Annotated in this window: 13 protein-coding genes; 9 read left to right on the top strand and 4 right to left on the bottom strand. The window is 66.4% G+C overall.

Annotated elements, in window-relative coordinates:
- The first annotated feature begins 73 nt into the window (after positions 1 to 73).
- The 8 genes from ACW5DN_RS06780 (at position 74) to ACW5DN_RS06815 (ending at position 13,194) form a co-directional block, all read left to right on the top strand.
- On the top strand, positions 74 to 661 hold the full coding sequence (locus ACW5DN_RS06780) for an ECF-type sigma factor (RefSeq protein WP_456961968.1): 588 nt from the start codon (positions 74 to 76) through the stop codon (positions 659 to 661).
- The gene (locus tag ACW5DN_RS06785) at positions 661 to 3,405 is read left to right on the top strand and encodes a tetratricopeptide repeat protein (protein ID WP_456961969.1); all 2,745 of its coding nucleotides are present in this window, start codon (positions 661 to 663) and stop codon (positions 3,403 to 3,405) included. The genes ACW5DN_RS06780 and ACW5DN_RS06785 overlap by 1 nt, the downstream gene beginning before the upstream one ends.
- A gap of 46 nt (positions 3,406 to 3,451) precedes the next feature.
- Positions 3,452 to 6,166 (top strand): tetratricopeptide repeat protein, encoded by a 2,715-nt coding sequence (locus tag ACW5DN_RS06790; RefSeq protein ID WP_456961970.1) that lies wholly within the window; start codon positions 3,452 to 3,454, stop codon positions 6,164 to 6,166.
- A gap of 92 nt (positions 6,167 to 6,258) precedes the next feature.
- Positions 6,259 to 7,752, top strand: a complete 1,494-nt coding sequence (locus tag ACW5DN_RS06795; protein WP_456962979.1) for a vWA domain-containing protein — start codon at positions 6,259 to 6,261, stop codon at positions 7,750 to 7,752.
- 8 nt (positions 7,753 to 7,760) lie between these two features.
- Positions 7,761 to 8,129: a hypothetical protein gene (locus ACW5DN_RS06800; protein WP_456961971.1), complete on the top strand. Its 369-nt coding sequence runs from the start codon at positions 7,761 to 7,763 to the stop codon at positions 8,127 to 8,129.
- Between the two features lie 38 nt (positions 8,130 to 8,167).
- Positions 8,168 to 9,988, top strand: a complete 1,821-nt coding sequence (locus ACW5DN_RS06805) for a CHASE2 domain-containing protein (protein WP_456961972.1) — start codon at positions 8,168 to 8,170, stop codon at positions 9,986 to 9,988.
- 42 nt (positions 9,989 to 10,030) lie between these two features.
- Positions 10,031 to 11,869, top strand: a complete 1,839-nt coding sequence (locus ACW5DN_RS06810) for a CHASE2 domain-containing protein (protein WP_456961973.1) — start codon at positions 10,031 to 10,033, stop codon at positions 11,867 to 11,869.
- Complete coding sequence (locus ACW5DN_RS06815; RefSeq protein WP_456961974.1) at positions 11,866 to 13,194, top strand: M48 family metalloprotease; 1,329 nt, start codon at positions 11,866 to 11,868, stop codon at positions 13,192 to 13,194. Before ACW5DN_RS06810 ends, ACW5DN_RS06815 begins: the two co-directional genes overlap by 4 nt.
- 111 nt (positions 13,195 to 13,305) lie before the next feature.
- On the opposite strand, the gene ACW5DN_RS06820 is transcribed toward ACW5DN_RS06815, so the two are convergent.
- Together ACW5DN_RS06820 and pmbA are read right to left on the bottom strand one after the other, a co-directional pair.
- Entirely contained in the window at positions 13,306 to 13,641 is a 336-nt protein-coding gene (locus ACW5DN_RS06820; RefSeq protein WP_456962980.1) for a DUF4870 domain-containing protein, read from the bottom strand.
- A gap of 159 nt (positions 13,642 to 13,800) precedes the next feature.
- Positions 13,801 to 15,111 (bottom strand): metalloprotease PmbA, encoded by a 1,311-nt coding sequence (pmbA, locus tag ACW5DN_RS06825; RefSeq protein ID WP_456962981.1) that lies wholly within the window; start codon positions 15,109 to 15,111, stop codon positions 13,801 to 13,803.
- Positions 15,112 to 15,223: 112 nt separating this feature from the next.
- Here pmbA and yjgA point away from each other — a divergent pair, with 112 nt between their 5' ends.
- Positions 15,224 to 15,796 carry a ribosome biogenesis factor YjgA gene (gene yjgA / locus ACW5DN_RS06830; RefSeq protein WP_456961975.1) on the top strand — a complete coding sequence of 191 codons (573 nt, stop codon included), beginning with the start codon at positions 15,224 to 15,226 and terminating at the stop codon, positions 15,794 to 15,796.
- Positions 15,797 to 15,822: 26 nt separating this feature from the next.
- Here the strand turns inward: yjgA and tldD are convergent, their stop codons facing one another.
- Positions 15,823 to 17,265: a metalloprotease TldD gene (tldD, locus tag ACW5DN_RS06835; protein ID WP_456961976.1), complete on the bottom strand. Its 1,443-nt coding sequence runs from the start codon at positions 17,263 to 17,265 to the stop codon at positions 15,823 to 15,825.
- Between the two features lie 83 nt (positions 17,266 to 17,348).
- On the bottom strand, positions 17,349 to 21,233 hold the full coding sequence (locus tag ACW5DN_RS06840; protein ID WP_456961977.1) for a YhdP family protein: 3,885 nt from the start codon (positions 21,231 to 21,233) through the stop codon (positions 17,349 to 17,351).
- Positions 21,234 to 21,239: the final 6 nt, after the last annotated feature.

Raw genomic sequence — 21,239 nt, forward strand, 5'->3', positions numbered from 1 at the left:
GAGGACATCGGATTTGCTTTTGCGTTTCCGGGAGCCTAAGTTGGCGGCGACCGAGGGGGTACCACCGAACACCATGTCCGCATTGCCTGCACCCATCGAGGGCGACGTGACGCGCCTGCTCAACGCCTTGCACCGCGGCGAGGAGCTGGATGCCAACGCGCATGACGAGTTGTTTGCGCGTGTCTATGACGCGCTGCAAACCATCGCGCATCAGCAGCGTGCGCGATGGAATGGCAACGAGACCCTCAACGCGACTGCCTTGGTGCACGAGGCCTACCTGAAGCTGGTGGGCTGTGGCAGCGAGTACGAGAACCGCTCGCACTTCCTGGCCGTCGCATCGCGTGCCATGCGGCATCTGTTGATCAACTATGCCCAGCGCCAGGCATCGCAGAAGCGCGGTAGCGGCGAGGCACACTTGCCGCTGGAGGAGGCGCTGCTGATACCGGAGCAACGCAGCGAGGAGTTGCTGGCACTGGACGAAGCGCTCGAGCGATTGAAGGATGTCGATCCGCGCGCCGCTCAAGTGGTGGAATGCCGCATTTTCGGCGGCCTCAGCGCGGAGGAAACCGCCGACGCGCTGGGCATCACCCGGCGCACTGTCACCCGCGACTGGAGCGCCGCACGCGCGTGGTTGTATGGCGAGTTGCGGCAGCATTGGTGATGGACGCCGAGCGCTGGTTACGCGCAAAAGAGATCCTGGGCGCGCTGGATGAGCTTGCACCCGATCAACGCGCGGCGCGGATTGCCGAAGCCTGCGGAGACGATGCCGGCCTGAGAGCCGAGGTGGAGCGGCTGGTGGCGCTGGACGACGAAGCCAACTCGTACTTCGGCGAGCTGCGCGACGCGCTGGGCCAGGGGGAGGTTGCGCAACCGGAGCAGATCGGCGCCTACCGCATCATCCGCGAGATCGGCCGTGGCGGCATGGGCACGGTGTACCTCGGCGAGCGCAACGACGGCCAGTTCAAGCAGGAGGTGGCGATCAAGGTGGTGCGCCATGGCGTCGGCGGCAACCTGCTGGAACGCTTCCGTGACGAGCGCCGCATCCTCGCCCAGCTGAAACACCCCGGCATCGCCTACCTGCTCGATGGCGGCAGCCTCGCCGACGGCCGCCCCTACTTCGTCATGGAGTACGTCCAGGGCGAGTCAATCACTACCTATGCCGACCACAAGCAGTTGGATGTCCGTGCCCGGCTGGGATTGTTCCGCGACGTGTGCGCGGCCGTCGCCCATGCGCATCGCAGCCTGGTCATCCATCGCGACCTGAAACCGGCCAACGTGATGGTGCAGGAAGATCGCCGGGGCGACGCGACGATCAAGCTGCTGGACTTCGGTATCGCCCGGATCATCGCCGAGGGGCTCGGTGATGACGCGGACGACAATGAGCGGGACGGGGACGGCGAGGCGGAAAACCGACCAGTCCCGGCCGCCGACCTGACCGCACGCGCCTCGACCCAACATGGCGAGCGGCTGCTGACGCCACGCTATGCCGCGCCCGAACAGATTCGCGGCGAACAGGCCACCATGGCCTCCGACGTGTATGCACTGGGCCTGCTGCTGCATGAGCTCCTGACCGGCACGCACCCTTTTGGGGCCGCCGTGTCCACACCCGGGGACATGCAGCGCGCCATTCTGGAGGACTCGCCGGCACTGCCCAGTCTGACCGCGAGCCGCGAGGATGCCGCCGTCGCAGCCCTTCGGGGCACCACGCCAGGGAAACTCGCGCGCCAGCTTCGCGGCGACCTCGACAGCATCGTGCTCAAGGCCATCCACCGCGACCCGGATCAGCGTTACGCATCGGTCGGGCAACTGGCCGATGACATCCGGCGCCACATCGATGGCGAAACAGTCACTGCCAGGCGGGGTACGGCGACATACCGTGCCGGCGTGTTCCTGCGTCGGCACCGGCGTGGTGTGGCCGCAGCTGCGCTGGTCGTGATCGCTGCCGTGGCCTCTGCCGCGCTGCACGTCAACAACATCACCCACGAACGCGATCTGGCGCGCATCGAGGCGACCAAGGCCCGGCAGGTCACCGGTCTTCTGGTCAGCATGCTGGAGTCGGCCGACCCGGCGCAGGCCCGGGGCGAGGAGATCAGCGTACGCGAGGTACTGGAACAAGCCTCTGACAGAATGCAGACGGAACTGGCCGACCAGCCTGACGTCCGCGCAAAAATGGATGCCATCGTCGGCGCCGTCTACACCAGCCTGGGCAAATACGAGGAGGCAGAAACCTTGCTGACCCGGGCGCTGGCGCTGCAACGCGACCGCCATGGCCCGAACCATCCTGAGGCGCTGGACACCATGCAGGCCATGGCGACGCTGGCGCTGCGACGCCAGCAGGACGACAAGGCGGAGACCCTGCTGCGCGACGTGCTGGCCGGGCGCCTGGAGCTGGCCCACCCCGACCCGTTGCAGGTGGCCTCCACGCAACACGACCTTGGTGGGGCACTGCAGCGCCAGGGCAAAAACGACGAAGCCGAGACATTGCTCCGCGCGGCCCTTGCCACGGCCAGCACGCCACCTGGAGCCGCTCCCGAAGCCCTGATGGCCGTCCGCAACACCCTGGCCGTGCTGCTGGTCGCCAAGGGCGAATTCGAGGAGGCCGAGAAGTACTACCGCCTGGCCCTCGCCCAACAACGCGAGCTGCTGGGCCCAGTTCATCCCAGCCTCGCCACCACGCTGAGCAACCTCGGCGTTCTGTTGACCACACGGCAACGCTTCCCGGAAGCCGAACCACTGATGCGCGAATCGCTGGCGATGACACGCAAGCTGTTTGACGACAACCATCCCGAGGTCGCAGCCGGCATGGGCCAGCTTGCGGCTCTGCTGACCAGGCTGGAACGCTACGACGAGGCCGAATCCCTGCTCCAGCAGGCGCTTGCCATGCGTCGCGCGACACTGGAACCGGGGCACCCGCACATTGCCGTCAACCTCAACAACCTGGCCAACCTGTACCGCGGCCAAGGCGATTACGTGCGCGCCGAACCGCTGTATGGCGAGGCGATCGCCATCATCCGCGAGGCCGCGGGGGCAGAGCATCCCTGGACCTCAAGCATGATCGGCAACCAGGGTGCGATGTACCTGCTCGCGGACAACGCAAGCGCCGCAGAAGAAGCCTTGCGCGAGTCACTGCGCATCCGCCAGAAGAACCTTCCCGGCGACCACTGGAAAGTGGCCGACACGCAAAGCCTGCTGGGCGAGGCTTTGGCAGCACAGGGTCAACTGGACGCCGCCGAACCGCTGCTGAAAGCCGGGTATGCGACCTTGCAACAGGCCCTTGGCGAGAACGACCCCCACACCCGTGCTGCCAAGACCCGTCTTGCCGACTTGCAGGAACTCCGGAAGACACCAACAACGCAGCCTTCCGGGCCGTCGCGAGCCACCGCCCCGGCCTCCGTAACGTCGTGAGCGCCGCCTGCGCTCGACCCGCGGCACGCAGGCGGCAACACCGGTGATGGACACCGAGCGCTGGCTACGCGCAAAAGAGATCCTGGGCGCGCTGGATGAGCTTGCACCCGATCAACGCGCGGCGCGGATTGCCGAGGCGTGTGGAGACGATGCCGACCTGAAAGCCGAGGTGGAGCGGCTGGTGGCGCTGGACGCCGAAGCCGACTCGTACTTCGGCGAGCTGCGCGACGCACTCGGCCAGGGGCAGGCCTCGCAACCCGAACAGATCGGCGTATACCGCATCATCCGCGAGATCGGCCGCGGCGGCATGGGCACGGTGTTCCTCGGTGAACGCTGTGACGGCCAGTTTGAACAGCAGGTGGCGATCAAGGTGGTGCGCGAGCGGATCGGCAGCCGGCTGATTGCGCGCTTCCGCGACGAGCGCCGCATCCTGGCGCAACTGGAACATCCCGGTATCGCCTATCTGCTTGACGGTGGCAGCCTGCCCGACGGGCGGCCCTACTTCATCATGGAGCATGTCGAGGGTGAGTCGATCACCTCTTATTGCGACCGCAAGCGTCTGGATCTTCCGGCCCGGCTCGGGTTGTTTCGCAGCATCTGTGCCGCGGTCGCCTACGCGCATCGCAACCTGGTGGTCCATCGCGACCTGAAGCCCGGCAACGTCATGGTGGAGGAGGACGACCTCGGCCAACCGTCGATCAAGCTGCTCGACTTTGGCATCGCCAGGATCATCGAAGCGGGTATCGACGACGAAGACGCGCCGGCAGACCATCCGCGTACGCACGGCGTCGGCGTGCAGGCTCCCAACGCAACCCATGGCCTCGTCGAGGGAGGGCTGACACAACACGACGAACGTCTGCTGACACCGCGCTACGCCGCGCCCGAGCAGATCCGCGGCGAGCATGCCTCCACCGCCGCCGACATCTATGCCCTGGGCGTCCTGCTATACCAACTTTTGACCGGCTCGCTTCCGTTTGCCGGCGCGGCGACGCATGAGCAGTTGGAACGCGCGATCCTGGAGGACGACCCGGCACCGCCGAGCGAGGTCGCGCGCGAGATCGACGGCGATGTCGCCGCACTGCGCGGTACCACGCCGACGCAGCTGGCGCGGCGGTTGCAGGGCGATCTGGACAGCATCGTGCAGAAGGCGTTGCAGAAGCAGCCCGAGCACCGCTACGCGTCCGCCGGGAAACTGTCCGACGACATCAAGCGTCACCTGGGTGGTAAGGCTATTGCTGCCCGCCCCGCCACGTGGACCTACCGTACCGGGCTGTTCGTGCGCCGCCACCGCTGGGGCGTGGCCGCCGCAACGATCGCACTGCTGGCGAGCCTGTCCCTGTCGGTTCTGCACGTGTCCCGCATTGCCCACGAGCGCGACCTTGCGAACGCCGCAGCGGCGAAGGCCGAAGCCGAGGCAGCCAAGGCCGAAGAGGTGGCCGGCCTGCTAATTGAGATGTTCGAATCGGCGGACCCGTCGCAGGCACGGGGCGAAGACGTCACCGTGCGCGAGGTGCTCGACCGTGCTGCCGCCAAACTCGATGACGGGCTGGCGAGCCAGCCTGCCGTACAGGCGCAGATGAAACACATCATGGGCGGCATCTACGTGCGCCTGGGCGAGTACGACACCGCCGCTGACCTGCTGCAGCAATCCTTGGAAATGCGCCGGGAGCTATACGGTCCACGCCACCGCGATGTTGCCCAGAGCCTGCAGAGCCTGGCCGTGCTGGCCTGGGCGCGCGGACACTACCAGCAAGCCGAGGATCTGCTGCGCGATGCGCTGGCGCAGTGTCTGGAACTGTTTGGTCCCGACCATCTTGAGGTCGCCAGGATCCGCAACGACCTGGCCGCGGTCCTGCGCCGCGAAGGCAAGCTCGACGAGACGGAACTGCTGTACCAGCAAGCCCTCGCCACGCGGCGCGCGCAACTGGGCGAGCAGCATCCGGATGTGGTCTCCAGCTTGAACAACCTGGCGACACTGATGAGTGACCAGGGGCGGACCGACGCTGCCGAGAGCCTGTATCGCGAAGTACTCGCGATGCGGCGCAAGAACCTCGGCCCGATCCATCCGCGGATCGCCAACAGCATCGAAAACCTCGCTGTCCTGCTGCGGGAGCAACGACGCTTTGCCGAAGCCGAGACCCTGGCGCGCGAAGCATTGGCAATGCACCTGGCGCTCTATGACGAGGATCATTCCCGCGTCGCCGACACCATGAACACCCTCGCCGGCGCGCTCCGCGGCCAGGGGCGTTACGACGAGGCCGAAGTGGCCTATCGCAAGGCGCTGGTGATTCGACGCAAGGTCTTCGGCGAGGACAACCTGCTCGTCGCCGACAGCTTGAACAACCTCGCCAACCTGTATCGCGACCGGGATCGCCCGGCCGACGCCGAGCCACTCTACCGGCAAGCCATCGGTATCTATCGTGAGGGCGTCGGTGCAGAACACGCATGGACCGCTACCAGCATCAAGAATCTGGGTGAACTGTTCCTGGAGATGGACAATGCGGCGGCGGCCGAAGTGCAGTTCCGCGAGGCGCTGCGCATCCGCGAACTGACCCGCTCCGCCGATCACTCGCCGATTGCCGAGGCGCGCAGCCTGCTGGGCGCATCGTTGGCCCGACAAGGGCAATGGGACATTGCCGAACCACTGCTGCTGCAGGCACATACCGCACTGGAGCAGTCCCGCGGGGCGCAGGATCCAAAAACGCAGGATGCTTACGCACGCCTCCTCACGGCGCGGCAGTACCATTCGACCGGGCCTTGAAACTCCAGAGCACGACCCACGCACATTTGTCGCGACGCATGACCGTGCTATACGGTAAAGCGGAGCTATTCAAATCGCTTGGGGAAAACATGATGATTTCAGGCCGACTGCTTGCCGCATTCGCCGCGATTTTTGCCGTCGCCGGCACACCGGCCCTGGCACAGGAACCCGCCGCCGCACCCGCCGAAGATGCCATCCTGGTACTGGATGCGTCCGGCTCGATGTGGGCGCAGATCGATGGCGTGGCGCGAATCACCATTGCCCGTGAAGTCATCTCGGACCTGCTCGATGATCTGCCGGCAAACCGTCGACTCGGGCTGGTCGCCTATGGCCACAACCGCAAGGGCGACTGCAAGGACATCGAGACGCTGGTCGAGGTCGGCACCGACCGCGATGCCATCCGCAAGGCGGTCAATGACATCAACCCCAAGGGCATGACGCCGATGACGGCGGCGGTCCAACAAGCCGCCGAGGCACTGAAGTACAGCGAGAACAAGGCGACCGTCATCCTGGTGTCCGATGGCCTGGAGACTTGCAAACTGGACCCGTGCACGGTGGCTGCGACGCTGGAAAAAAATGGCGTCGACCTGACCGTACACACCGTCGGCTTCGGTCTGGGCGAAGATGAGAAAACCGCCAAGGAGCAGTTGCGTTGCATGGCCGACCGCACCGGCGGCATTTCGCTGCTGGCCAGCGATGCGGCCGAGCTGAGCGCGGCGCTGCAGCAAGTCAGCGCCGTAGCGGTGGAACCGAAGCCGGAACCAAAGCCGGAGTCGAAGCCGGAGCCCGCGCCGGTTGAAACGGTTGCAATCAAGTTGATCGCAACCGATCAGGATGGCGGCCCGGTGATCAAGGACGGCCTGGCCTGGACGGTCCTGCACGGAGCAACTGGCGAAGTCCTGTTCGAGTCGAGCGAATCGGGCACGGTCGAAACCAAGATCCCACGCGGCGTGCACGATGTGACCGTCAAGCGGCTGTCTGACGGTGCCACCGCCACCGGTGCGATCGAAACCGGCCCCAGTGGCAACCGCCTGACGCTGCCTATTATTGTGGAGCTGGCAGCCACGCTCGAAGCGCCTGCCAGTGCACTGGCAGGGTCGGAAGTGCGGGTGACCTGGAGCGGTCCGGATGAGACCGACGACTACATCTCCATCGCCAAGCCCGATGCCGATAGCAGGAAGGAACTCAACTACACCCGCACCAGGAGCGGCAATCCGCTGAAACTCAAGTTGCCCGATGCCACTGGCACCTACGAGATTCGTTACATCTCGAACAAGACGCGCGACATTCTGGAGCGCCAGGCCATCGAGGTCACGGCGGTGGAGGCGACGCTGGAGATCCCGGCGACCGCGCCGGCGGGCTCGACCATTACGGTGAACTGGACCGGACCGGATTACACCGACGATTACATCGCCATCGCCGAGCCGGACGCCGACAGCAGGGAGGAACTCAACTACACCCGCACCCGCAGCGGCAATCCGCTGAAACTCAAGTTGCCCGATGCGCCGGGCACCTANTCGCCGAGCCGGACGCCGACAGCAGGGAGGAACTCAACTACACCCGCACCCGCAGCGGCAATCCGCTGAAACTCAAGTTGCCCGATGCGCCGGGCACCTACGAGGTGCGCTACATCCTCAACCAGTCGCGCAACATCCTCGCGCGCCAGACCATCGAGGTCACGGCAGTGGAGGCGACGCTGGAGATCCCGGCGACCGCGCCGGCGGGCTCGACCATTACGGTGAACTGGACCGGACCGGATTACACCGACGATTACATCGCCATCGCCGAGCCGGACGCCGACAGCAGGGAGGAACTCAACTACACCCGCACCCGCAGCGGCAATCCGCTGAAACTCAAGTTGCCCGATGCGCCGGGCACCTACGAGGTGCGCTACATCCTCAACCAGTCACGCAACATCCTCGCGCGCCAGACCATCAAAGTGCACGGGGCTTCCGACAACTGACGCTACCCGATGCGCCGCTACGAGGCGGGTGAACGAACGTGATCCGGGACTTCCTGCAACGGCAAGTGGCACGCATCAACGGGGTGATGGCCAACCTGGGCCACACCTTCGTGGAGCGTTGGGGGCAAGTGGAAAAGGGCTACCGGAGACCCTTGGCCGGGCTGGCGCTGCGTCTGGGCTTCTGGTTCTACCCCCTGCTGGCGCTGCTTGCGCTGGGATGGCTGGCCTGGGACTGGCAGCACCAACGCCACCTGGTTTCCGCCGAGGATGCGATCTTCGACACGGTCATCGCGTTGCGACTGTGGGAGCCCAAACCATCCGGAAAGGTGGCGATTGTCGCCATTGATGATTGCTCGATCGAGTACTACCGTGCGCGCGGCGAAGGCGGCTGGCCGTGGAGCCGGCAGCGGCATGCCGACCTGCTTGACCTGCTCGACCGCGCCGGGGTGCGTGCGGCAGGTTTCGATGTCCAGTTCATCGACCGCTCGCAGAGTGACCCGATGGCCGACTCGGTGCTGGAGGCTATGGCCGATGGCGGACAAGGGCGCTTTGTGTTCGCCGCCACCCGGCTGCACCAGGATTACGATCACCGCTCGACGTTGCACGTATCCCAGGCGCCGGCGGCATTCCCGGTCGTCGATGAGCCGGTACACGACCCGACGGTCGCCTTGTTGTTGCCGTATGGCGAGGCGATGGCTCGCAACGCGGCGCTGGTCAATGTCACGCGCAGTGCCGATGGCGTGCTGCGCGACATCCCGCTACGAGTGACGGTCGGTGACTGGGCTATCCCGTCGCTGCCGTTGCGCCTGGCCGCGGGCGCGGACACCGCGCGGCTGGCCAGCTATCCCGACACGATCCGGATCGACTGGCGCACTGATACCAAACTTCCGAATATCAGCGCCGTCGACCTGCTGGAAGGCAAGCCCGTCTGCGGCGACCCCAACGTGCCGACGCCCGACCTGGAAGGCAGCACGGTGCTGGTCGGCTATACCGCCGCGGGCCTCAACGACGCCAAGCCGACCCCGGTCGACCCGGTAATGGCAGGGGTCGAAGTGCACGCCGAGGCCGTCGAGGCATTGCTGACCAGTCGCACGATCTGGATGCCACCGGCGTGGTTCAAGTACGTGCTCGCCGCGCTGCTGGTGGCGTTGACCGGCTACGCGTTCTTCCGCGGTGAACCCGCCTGGGAAATGGACGAGATGTTCATCGCCGGCAACCTGCTGCTATTGGCGCTCGCCTACGTGGGTGTCACCCGGTTTGCGGTGTTCATGGACATCTTCGCGGCGATCGGCTTTGTCGCGTTGTGCTTCGGATTCTGTCGGATGTACGCGACCACCCAGCGCGGCTATGCCATCGGCAACGACGACTATCGGCAATCGTTTGATCCCGACCTGCATCCCTGGCTGGCGATGGCGCGGCTGCGCTTTGTCCCCAACCCGGGACTGGATCCGAAGGTGCTGGAAAGCCGCCTGCGTGAGTTCCGGCGGCGGCTGCGACGGTTCATGTACAAGGGCACCGATGCGGTCGCGCTGGATTGCGTGGTCGAGTACGACACCTGGTTCTGGGACTCGATGATGGATGTGACGGTGCTGCTGTGGGGCGGCACCGACCGCGACCAGGTGATCGCCTCGGCCCGCCGCGAACTGGATGCGCTGCACGCCTATCTGGCAGGACAGGACTCCGCGCTGCCCGACGATGGCAGCGTACGCGTGGCCTGTGTGGTCAGCACCGCCGTCGACGACGAGGAATGCATCACCACCGCACGCGTCCGGGTGTGCACCGCGCTGGGGGAGGTGCTGCGCGCACCGGGCGAATGTCCTCTGCGAGCCCGGAATGTGGTTATTGATAGAGGGCAATGACAACCGGCATGAAAAATACTGCCTGGCAAGGAAGGTAAAGCAATGGCCCGCAGGCCCGATCGCGTCACGCTGGCATGGTTCCACACCACGATGGCCACCCTGGGCGTCTGGGCCATGGACGCCTGGACGGTGGTGCTGCGTGGCTATCGGCGCCCTTTGGCGGGGCTGACGCTGAAGCTGCGCTTCGCGTTCTTCCCCTTGCTGGCGCTGGTGGCGATCGCCTGGCTGGCCTGGGACTGGACCCATGACCGTTCGCTGGACGCCGCCGAGGACGCGATCTTCGACCAGGTGGTGCAATGGCGCCCGCTGGAACCCACACCGTCGGGACGGGTGGTCGTGGTCGAGATCGATGACTGTTCGATCGCACACTTCCGCAGCCTCGGGGAAGACGGCTGGCCATGGAGCCGCGATCGCCACGCGGACCTGATCGACGGCCTCGACCGGGCCGGAGTGCTCGGGGCCGGTTTCGACATCCTGTTCGCCGATCCCTCGACGCAGGACCCGCAGGGTGACCGGTTGCTCAATGCGATGGCCCGCGCCGGCGATGGTCGGTTCCTGTTCGCTGCCTCACGCCTGCATCCGGCCTTCGACGCCCGCGCGACGCTGACCGCGGATGCCGCACCCGGTGCCTACCCGGACACTGCACAAGCGACCTCGCCCGGACCGCCGATAGCGCTGTTACTGCCCTACGGCGATGCGATGACTGCCCACAGCGGGCTGGTCAACATCGACCGTGGCAAAGACGGCGTGGTGCGGGATGTCCGCCTGTACCTGGGTGTCGGCGGCTGGAATATTCCGGCGCTGCCGTTGCGCCTGGCGGAGTTGGCCGATGGGCATGTACCGCGCCCGACACGACCGCTGTTACGGGTCAACTGGCGCACCCATTCTCAACTGCCCTATGCCAGCGCCGCTGACATTGTCGAAGGGCGCCCCATCTGCCATTCGGACGCCGATCCACTGCCGTCGCTGAAAGGGACGCTGGCACTGGTCGGCTTCACCGCGGCCGGCGTCAACGACGCCAAGCCAACCCCGGTAGGTAGAGCGACACCAGGGGTGGAAGTACTCGCCGAGGCCACCGAGGCGCTGGTCGCCGGGACCGCGATCCGGATGCCACCGGGCTGGCTGAAATACGTCCTTGCCGCCTTGGCGACGCTACTGACCACGCTGGTGTTCTGGCGCGGCCAACCGCACAAGGACGTCGACTCGGTGTTCGTGGCAATCAACGCGGTGTTGTTGCTGCTCGCCTTCGCCGGCCTGACCTTCTTCGGGTTCTTCCTTGACATCTTCGCCAGCGTTGGTTTTGTCAGCCTGTGTTTTGGTGTGTGCCGACTGTACTCGGGGGTGCAGCGTGGCCGTGCAGCTGGCAACAGCGATTACACCGCCGACCACGACCCGGCCGCCGAGCCATGGACCGCCGTGGTCAGGCTGCGCCTGCTGCCCGACGCCAGCGTGTCGTCGCGGGCGTATAAGACCCGGCGCCGGGAGTACCGTCGCATCCTGCGCCGCTACGTGTACGCCCACGATGGCATCGTCATGATCGACGGCGTGGTGGAACGCAAGCACGTCATGACCGGGATGCTCGATGACACCATCATGCTGCTGTGGAACGGGGCCGGCGAGGATGCACTGCGCGACCGCATACGCAACGACATGGACGCACTGCATGCCCGACTGGTCGAGTTCGACCGCGCGCCGGCCGCCGGGGCGCAGCTCGCGACCAGCCTTGCCATCGCCCGCACCAACGACACCGAACGCGAAGGCCGCCGACGGAAGCTGCGCGCCCTGCTTGGCCAGGATTTCAATCAACTCCCCGAGTGGCCGCTGGCGGCCGCCAACACCTTTGTTCACACGGGCCCGGTGCCCGATGGAGAAGCTGCATGAATACCATCACCAAACGGATCGGCGCGGCGCTGCTGTCCCCTCTGCTCATCGTGGCCGGCAGTCTTGCCGGCGCGGCCACTTCACCGCCGGAGATGCCGGCGGTGGTCCACAAATCTTCCGTGAAAGTGCACAGCAGTCCCGACTTCAAGTCCGACAAGATCGCGACCCTGTCACGCAACGCCGCCGTCCGGATCACCGGCCAGGACGGCTTGTGGTACCAGCTGCACCTGGCCAATGGCGCCAGCGGTTACGTGCGGGTGAATGACGTGCGCGTGGCAAGCGCCGCTGCCGAAACTCCGGCGGCCAATGCGCAGGCGCTGTTCGCCGGAAATTCCGGCAAAGGCCGTATCACCGAAACGGCCAGCGTGCGCGGCATCAACGAAGGTACGTTGCGCACTGCGCGCTACGACAGCGCCGGAATCTCGCGCATGCAGAATTACCGGGTCAGCCCGCAGACAGCGGCCGCGCACGCCCGCACCCAGGGCTGGCAACCGGCACGCATCGCCTGGGGCCCCGACGCAGCCGCTGCGCGTGGCGCTGGCGGCCAGGCCACCCAGACCGAGAAGCGCTCGACTCTGTCGGCGGCACGCGGGCTGCTGTCCAGGCTCGGCGGCGGGGCGATCGTCGACAACGCAATGCGCGTAGCCGACCGTGCGGTCGGCAAGTCCGAAGACGAGCTCGCCGCCGAGGAGCTCGCGCTTGGCCCTGCACTGGCCGGCCGGGTGTTGGGCGCCGCACCGCTGTGGGATAACCCGGAAGCGCAGCAGCGGGTCAACCTGGTCGGGGGCTGGGTCGCTTCGCAGACCGCGCGGCCGGATCTGCCGTGGACCTTCGGAGTCATCGACGACGGCGAGATCAACGCCTACGCCGCGCCCGGCGGCTACATCCTGGTGACCCGCGGCCTGTATGGGCTGCTGGACAGCGATGCCGAGCTGGCCGCGGTGATCGCACACGAACTGGGACACGTAGTCCAGCGCGACCATTACCAGGTCATCCGCAAGCAGGAGGTGGCGAAGGTCGGCAAAGATATCGCCATGTCGAAGGTGCATGCACGGGGCATTGCGGCCGATTTCGCCCGCGACTACGTCAACCGTTACGGCGCGGCGGTATTGATGAGCAGCCTGGATCGCGATGCCGAGTACCGCGCCGATGAAGCCGCCGGGATCTATCTGGCCCGGGCCGGTTTCGACCCGCTGGCGTTCTACTCGATCCTGCAGAAAATGGCGGCGCTGGGCACGCGTCCTGCGCGCATGTCACAGCTGTATCACACCCACCCGCCGCTGGACGCGCGGATGGATCACATCGACCAGCGGATCCGGCGCTGATTACCAGTCGCCAGTTGCCGGCCACCCAACAAAAATGGGCCCGGGGATTCACTCCCGGGCCCGTGGATGCTGGCCGACCTCAACGGCCGGCCACGACGGCAAGCGCAGGAATCAGCTCACCAGCCGCAGGGTCATCGGATAACGATAGGCGACACCCTCATTGCTCTTGATCGTCGCGATCACGGTCATCACCAGCCAGTAGATCCCAACCACGAAGGCGGCAAAATAGAACAGGAAGCCGATCAGGATCACCAACAGAACAGTCCCGACCACCACCAGGCCCAGCGTGACGATGCCGACGGTGATGTTGAAGTTGAGCGCTTCCTTGGCCTGGTCGTCGACGAAGGGCATGGTGTCTTTCTGAACCAGCCAGATGATCAGCGGCCCCAGGATGCATCCCAGGCCACCGGTGAAGATGCCGGTCAATGCCGACAGATGGGAAAACATCGCCCACTGCCGCTGCTGCACGGGAATACCCTGATCAACCGGCTCTTGTGGCGTGCCGAGTGGATCGTTGCCTTGTTCGTGCTCGTTCATGCAAATCTCCCGTGGCGAATCGTCAGCGGAGCATGTCGGTTGCCCATTGGCAGGTCAACCGGCCGGCGCTCAGCCTTCGCCGGCCACCGTCATCCGGCCGACCAGGATCGAACCGGTGTGCACGTGCGAGCGTGGGTCGACATCGCTGCCCACCGCCTCGATTGCGGCGAACATCTGCTTGAGGTTGCCGGCAATGGTGATGCCGTCGACCGGGTACTGGATCTTGCCGTCCTCGACCCAGAAGCCCGCCGCGCCGCGCGAATAATCGCCGGTGATGTTGTTGACGCCCTGCCCCATCAATTCGGTGACCAGCAAACCACACCCCATGCCGGCCAGCATGGCGTCGAAATCACCGCTATTGGCTGCCACCTGCAGGTTGTGCACGCCGCCGGCGTTGGCCGTGGTCTGCAAGCCGAGTCGGCGCGCCGAATAACTGCCCAGGACATAGCGCTGCAACACGCCGCCGGTGACCAATGCCGACTCACGGGTAGCGACGCCTTCGCCATCAAACGACGCCGAGCGGAAACCGCGCGGCAGGAACGGCCGCTCGTCGATCGCGAACCAGTCGGGAAACAGCTGGGTGCCGGCGCTGTCGAGCAGGAAGCTCGCGCGACGGTACAACGCGCCACCGGAGACCGCTCCGAGCAGGTGGCCGATCAGCGAACGGGCCATCTCCGCCGAGAACAACACCGGGTACTGGCCGGTCGCGATCTGTCGCGGAGCCAGTCGCGACAACGCCCGCTGCGCCGCCTTGCGGCCGATCGCTGCCGCCGACTCCAGCTCGTCGGCTGCCAGCGCGATGCTGTACCAGCCATCGCGCTGCATGTCCGCGCCACGGCCGGCAATCAGCGCGCAACCAAGGCTGTGGTGGGTGCTGCGCTCGCGGCCGACGAAGCCGTGCGAATTGGCATACACCGACAGGCTGCTGCCGCTGCCGACCGAGGCGCCGTCGGAGTTTTCCAGGCGCGGGTCGAGGTCACGGCCGGCCTGCTCGCAGGCCAAGGCGAGGTCGATGGCCTGGTCGGCTTCGATCGCCCATGGGTGCCAACTGTCGAACTCGCGGATATCGGTCGCCATCAGCGCCGCATCGGCCAATCCCGCCGCCGGGTCGTGCTCGGTGTGGCGCGCAATCGCGCAGGCCTGATCGACGGTCGCGGCCAGGCTTTCCTCTTGCAGGTCGGCGGTGGAGGCGCTGCCCTTGCGGCCACCGAAGTAGACGGTCACCGCGATGCCGCGGTCACGGGTCGACTCGACGGTCTCGACCTCGCCCATCCTGACATTGACGTTGAGCCCGGTATCTTCGGAACAGGACACCTCAGCCTGGTCGGCGCCATTGGCCTGCGCGCGCTCAAGCAAGCGTGCGGACAGCCCGGCGAGCATGTCCAGGCGGGCAGAACTGGCGGTGTCGGCCGGCACGGCCGCGTCAACGGGGACGGGAGTGATGTCGTTCAATGTCTTATCCTTGCAATTCGAAATGACGTGGATGTTGAAGATGCGTGGCAAAGACGAAGAAACCGGCGAATTTCGCGGCGACAGCCGCAGCCAGCAGCGTCGCGATGCGCTGGAGGTACTGACGCTGGGCCAGCAACTGGTGGCCCTGACGGAGGCCCAACTGGCGCGGATGCCGGTTCCCGAGTCGCTGTTGCCGCTCATCAGTGACGCGCGCCGGATCACCTCCCACATCGCGCACAAGCGGCAAATGGCGTTCCTGGCCAAGCAGTTGCGCCGCGAAGATGACCAGACGCTGGAGGCGCTGCGCGACGCACTCGACGAGAAAGGCGACGCCGCTCGTCGTGAGACCGCGGCGATGCACCGGGTCGAAGCCTGGCGCGACCGCCTGCTGGCCGAAGGTGACGTGGCGCTGGGTGAGCTGCTCGACCTGCACCCCGATGCCGACCGCCAGGGATTGCGGCAACTGGTGCGCAACACGCTGGAAGAGCGCAAGCGCAACAAGCCGCCGCGCGCGTTCCGTGAGCTGTTCCGGCAGTTGCGGGCGATGATGCTGGCCGATGACGCGGCCCGTGAGGACGCGCCTGTCGCAGACGACGACAGCGATACGCTTTAGCACCGCGTCCGACGGGCGGCAGGCGCTCACGCCTGGGTGCCGCCCACCGTGATGCCGTCGATCAGCAGTGACGGCTGGCCAACACCGACCGGAACGCTCTGGCCGTCCTTGCCGCAGACGCCGACACCTTCATCCAGCGCGAGGTCATGGCCGATCATACGCACCTTCTGCATGGTCTCCGGGCCGTTGCCAATCAGCGTCGCGCCCTTGACCGGCGCGGTGACCTTGCCGTCCTCGATCAGGTAGGCCTCGGTCGCCGAGAACACATACTTGCCGCTGGTGATGTCGACCTGGCCGCCGCCGAAATTGACCGCGTACAGGCCGCGCTTGACCGAGCGGATCATCTCTTCCGGGTCATGCGTGCCGGCCAGCATGTAGGTGTTGGTCATGCGCGGCATTGGCAGGTGGGCGAAGGATTCGCGGCGGCCGTTGCCGGTCGGTTTCATGCCCATCAGCCGCGCGTTGAGGCTGTCCTGCATGTAGCCGACCAGCACGCCGTCCTCGATCAGGGTGGTGCACTCGGTCGGCTGACCCTCGTCGTCGATGTTGAGCGAGCCACGGCGGCCCGGCAGGGTGCCGTCGTCGACGATGGTGACGCCGCGCGAAGCCACGCGCTGCCCCATTCGGCCGGCGTAGGTACTGGTGCCCTTGCGGTTGAAGTCGCCTTCCAGTCCGTGGCCGACGGCCTCGTGCAAAAGCACACCGGGCCAGCCGTTGCCAAGCACCACCGGCATCACCCCGGCCGGCGCGTCGACCGCCTCCAGGTTCAGCAATGCCTGACGCAGCGCCTCCCGGCCCCAGGCCTCGGGCTTGCCGTCGGCCAACAACTCGGCATAGCTGTAGCGGCCACCGCCACCGGTGGAACCGGACTCGCGGCGACCATTGTGCTCGACGATGACCCGCACGTTGAAGCGCACCAACGGGCGCACGTCGGCCGCCAGCACGCCGTCACTGCGTGCGATCAGCACGGTGTCGACGCCGCCGGACAGGCTTACCATCACCTGCTTGACCCGCGGGTCGGCGGCGCGCAGCAGCTGGTCGATCCGGCGCAGCGCCTCGACCTTGTCCTCGTTGGCCAGCGAGTCGATCGGATCCTCCGGCGCATACAGCGCGTGCGCGTTGCTGCGTACCAGCGACCGGGTGGTGACCGAGTTCCCGTCACGCGCGATCGCACGTGCAGAACTGGACGCGGCAATCAACGCCGCACTGTTGATCTCGTCTGAATAGGCAAAGCCGGTCTTCTCGCCGCTGATCGCACGCACGCCCACGCCCTGCTCGATGGAATGGGCGCCGTCCTTGACGATGCCGTCTTCCACCGTCCAGCTCTCGCGCCGGGCGTGCTGGAAGTACAGGTCGCCAAAATCGATGCCGGGGCCGAGCAAGGTGCCGAATGTGGATTCCAGTGCGTTGGCGTCAAGCCCGGCCGGCAACAGGAGACGGGATTCGGCAAGTTGCAGCGGTAAGGTCATGGGGCGCTCGGATAGGGGAAATTGGGGAGTACCGCCGGAAAACGCGGCAACGAGAGACGATATGCGGCCGATGGGCCCGCGCTTCAACCGTTTGGAACCGGCTTGTCGGCCACCCGACTCTGCTCGCGGCTGATGACCTCGACCTTTGGGTCACTCCACGGGCCGGTGACCCGATAGGTCTTGGCATTGATCTGCCCCAACGGCTTTTGCAGAACGGCATTGGCGGCGGCGCCGATTGCCGCGCCGACCGGACCGGCGGCGAGCGCACCGGCCACCGTCAACAGGGTGCCCGTCCTGGGCAGTACCTCGATGGTCTGATTGAAGGTCTTCGCGCGCAGGTTGGCCGATCCGTGGATATTGATCCGGGCGGCGGGCCCGTCGATACGCAGGTTGTCGCTGCTTGCCTCGCCACCGGCGAAGCGGATATCACCGCCGGCCTGGTTGAAGGCGAAGCCCTTGAAGAAGAAGTCACCGAAATCCAGGGTCAATCTCCGTGGCAATTCGGCCAGGCTGAGCAGCCCGAGCACACGGCCCGCCCCCGGCTCGACCTCGAGCAGCCGGCCATCGCGAACATCCAGGTGGAGACGGCCGGCAAGCGACGCCACCCCGAATTGCGCCGGGCCTCCACTCCAGCCGGCTTCCAGCTGCGCGCTTCCCTCACCGCCTTCCAGCCGCGCGGCGAAACCAAAGTCGGCCAGTAACTGGCCCAGGTCTTCACTTTGCAGCTTGGCGCTGAGTTGGGTGCGTGCGGTTGCACCGGTTCCCACCCAACTGCCGCTGGCATCAATCGATTGCCCGGGTGCACGGATCTGCAACCGCTCAAGTTGCAGCCCGCTCGCCATGGAATGGGTGCGCACCAGCGCAGTGCCCAGCCGGGCACCGTCGATGCCCAGGTCGGCGATATCCAGCGACAAGGGTGGGATACGACGCGGATCGATGGCGTCAGCCGTGCCGGTGGTCACGGCCGGTACCGAGGTCGGCGACGCCACGGGTGTTGGCGCCGGGATGGGCTGCCAATGCACCCGCTGGAAGTTTCCGGTCACCACGGCGCCGGCCGCCGTCGGCACCAGCAAATCGCCTCGCAACGCCTCGCCTTCGAACTGCACGCGGGTCGCGCCGTTCGCAACCGGCTCGGCCAGCAACCGGGTATGCGGGAAGTTGCCTCCCAACAGGTGCAGGCGACGGGCGGTGACATCCATGCGTCGCAACGCCATTGCACTGTTACCGGCGCCACCGCCGCGTGCCATCCCGACCCATCCGATCGCATCGAATGTGTCGGCGCGTCCGTTGACCACCAGTCCCGATGCCGGTGCCGCCTGCTGGACGGCGCGGCTTCCCAGCTCCACACGCACCCCGGTACTGCCACCAACGGTGCGCGCACGCAGGGCCAATACGTCGCCCAGGGCCACCTGGATCTCGCCACTGCCCAAAGGCAGCGGAGTCTCCACGCTCGTCACCAGCACCTCGTCGGCAGGCTTGGCCAATGGCTCGGGCAGGCTCAGCGCGGTGCCGCGCAAATCCGATTCCAGCCGAAGCCGCGTTGCCGTCGATTGACCCGCAGCCGACTTGGGTACCGTGAGTTCGACCGACCATTGCGACCGGCCGTCCATGTAGGGTGCCAACCAGACCAGCTCAGGCGCGCGCTGCAGCAAGGCGTCACTGCCAAATGTGGCGACCAGCTTGCCTTCGAAAATATTCCCCGGGTGACGCACCAGCCCCTCGCCGGCCCTCAACGAAAGCGTACCCGCTCGCCCGTCGTGCCGAACCCGCAGCTCCGGCGCGCTGAAACCATTGCGCGAATAACGCACCTGCCCATTGACCGCGTCGAAGGCGAGATCCCAGCGCGGGTCGGCGAGTTTTGCATTGCTCAGTGCGACCGCACCCCGGATCGAAAATTTGCCGCGCCCCATTGGCAGCACCAACTGGAAATCGGTCTTGGCCGCACCGCTGCCGGTAATGGCATCGAAGGTCTCGGGCTGAAGTTCGTGCAGCGGACTGTCTTGAAGCAGGCCGATCAACTGGCCGACATCGGCATTACTGCTGGCTTCCACGGTCAGCGCACCGTCACCGTAATCGTCAATGGCCGCGTGGATCGCGGGGACCTCGATGCCGGCCAGCGTGCCCCGGCCATCGAGACTGAAACCGTTGCCGATGAAGCTGGCTTCCAGATCCAGCCCGCTTGCCGCCGGCCAGCCTTCGTGGAAGGCAACGGTGGCATCGGTGATACGTGCGCGCGCTTCGAAGCGGCCGTCGTTGTCGACAAACGGCCAATCGTCGAGATCGCCCGAGATCAACGCCCGACCACCAACGACGGTTCCTGCCACCAGCGCGCCATCAAGCCATTCCACCAACGACTCCGGCATCTTGTGGCGGACCCAGAATTTTTTGGCCACCGGCACCGCCGTCTCGTCCACCGTCGCAGCGAGGTCGATCCGGGGTCGCGTGCCGTCCCCCTGCCACCACAGGCTGCCGCGCGCATCGGCACCGAAGTCCTCGCCATCGACCCGCAGCCCGGCCGTACCTGCCTGCCAACCGTCGCCTTCACGCCAGCCCGTGATCACCCCGTCCAGGCGGATCTCGTGAACCATGCCGAAGCCCCGCGGCCAGTCGAATTGCACCGGCTGGCGCTTGTCCAGCCGCAGGCTGAGACCCGACGCGTCACCTTCCAGCCTGCCCGCCAGGCCACGCAGGCCCGGACTGTCGGCGACCGGCTGGAACTCCAGCGCTTCGATCGACGCGGCCATGCGCAGCGGTCCATCGCGACGGCCATGCAACTCGACCTGGCGCAATGTTCCCGACGGGCGTGCCTGCAGCAGCCAGCGCCGCAGCGGCGTCGGCAGCCGGTCACTCAATGCCGCGATACGGACCAGTGGTGCCAGCCCGAGCCGGTCGGCCACCAAAGCGTAATGGTCCCCACCGGCCAGCAGCAGGCCATCGAACACGTGCTGCTGATTGTCGGCGTCGATCCTCAGGGCCGGCGCATCCAGTCGCCAGCCACCGTCAACCCGTTGCCAGCGTGCACGGGCTTCAAAGCGCTCCAGTCGTGCCACCGGAACCGCGGCGCCCTGGGCACGCGCGTCCGCGGAGGCGGAGGCGGAGGCGGAGGCGGACAATGCGACCGGCGCGCCGCTCAGGGTGACGTCCTCCAGCAGGGTGTCCAGGGTCACCATGGCGACGCGTTTGTCGCGCAATGTCATCCAGGCTTCAACGCGCCCCTGGCCACCTTGTATCGTGACTCCAGCCAGTCGCAGCAGCGGCGACCATTCGGTCAGATCCACCCGATCCGCGTCCGCGTAAGCGCGCCCATCGCCGCTGTGGCGGTTGAACGCCAACACCGAGTCAATTGGCGTGGCCACCTCGCCCGCTACCGTCTGCGGCCAAGCGCGCAGTCCGGCGCGGATCTGGTCGGCATCGACCTGCAGGCGCAAATCGACCCGCGGCACCGTGATGTCGACGCCGACATCCGCCGCCAGCACTCTTAGCGCGCCGTCGATCACCTGCAACTCGCCCAAGCCTTCCAGCGCCTGGAACGGATCACCACCACTTTGCTGTTGTCCAGGCAGTCCGCGCACCTGCCAGCGACCGTCAGCAAGGCGCTCCACGGTCAGCTCCAGGTTGCGCAGGCGCAGTTCCGACAACGGGATGTCCGGCAGCAGGCCGGCGTAGATCGACACCAGCATCTCGGTGTCGCCGACGGTAAACGCCTGCTCGCCGTTGCCAATGCGCAGGTTCTCCAGTTGCAGCAATGGCCCGCGGCGCGTCCATGCCGTCTCCACCGCATCAAAGGCGACCGGCCGACCGGCGCGCTGGCTCAACCACGCCGCAACCTGATCGGGGTTGCGCTCGGCCAGCGGCAACACCTGACTGGCCAGGCCGAGCACCAGCGCCACCAACACCAACGTGATGGCAACGGCGTAGCCAAGCCCGCGACGGGCGTGGCGCAAGCGACGGCGCAACGCAGTCGGCATGTCAGC

The organism is Lysobacter sp. A289 (assembly GCF_054072675.1).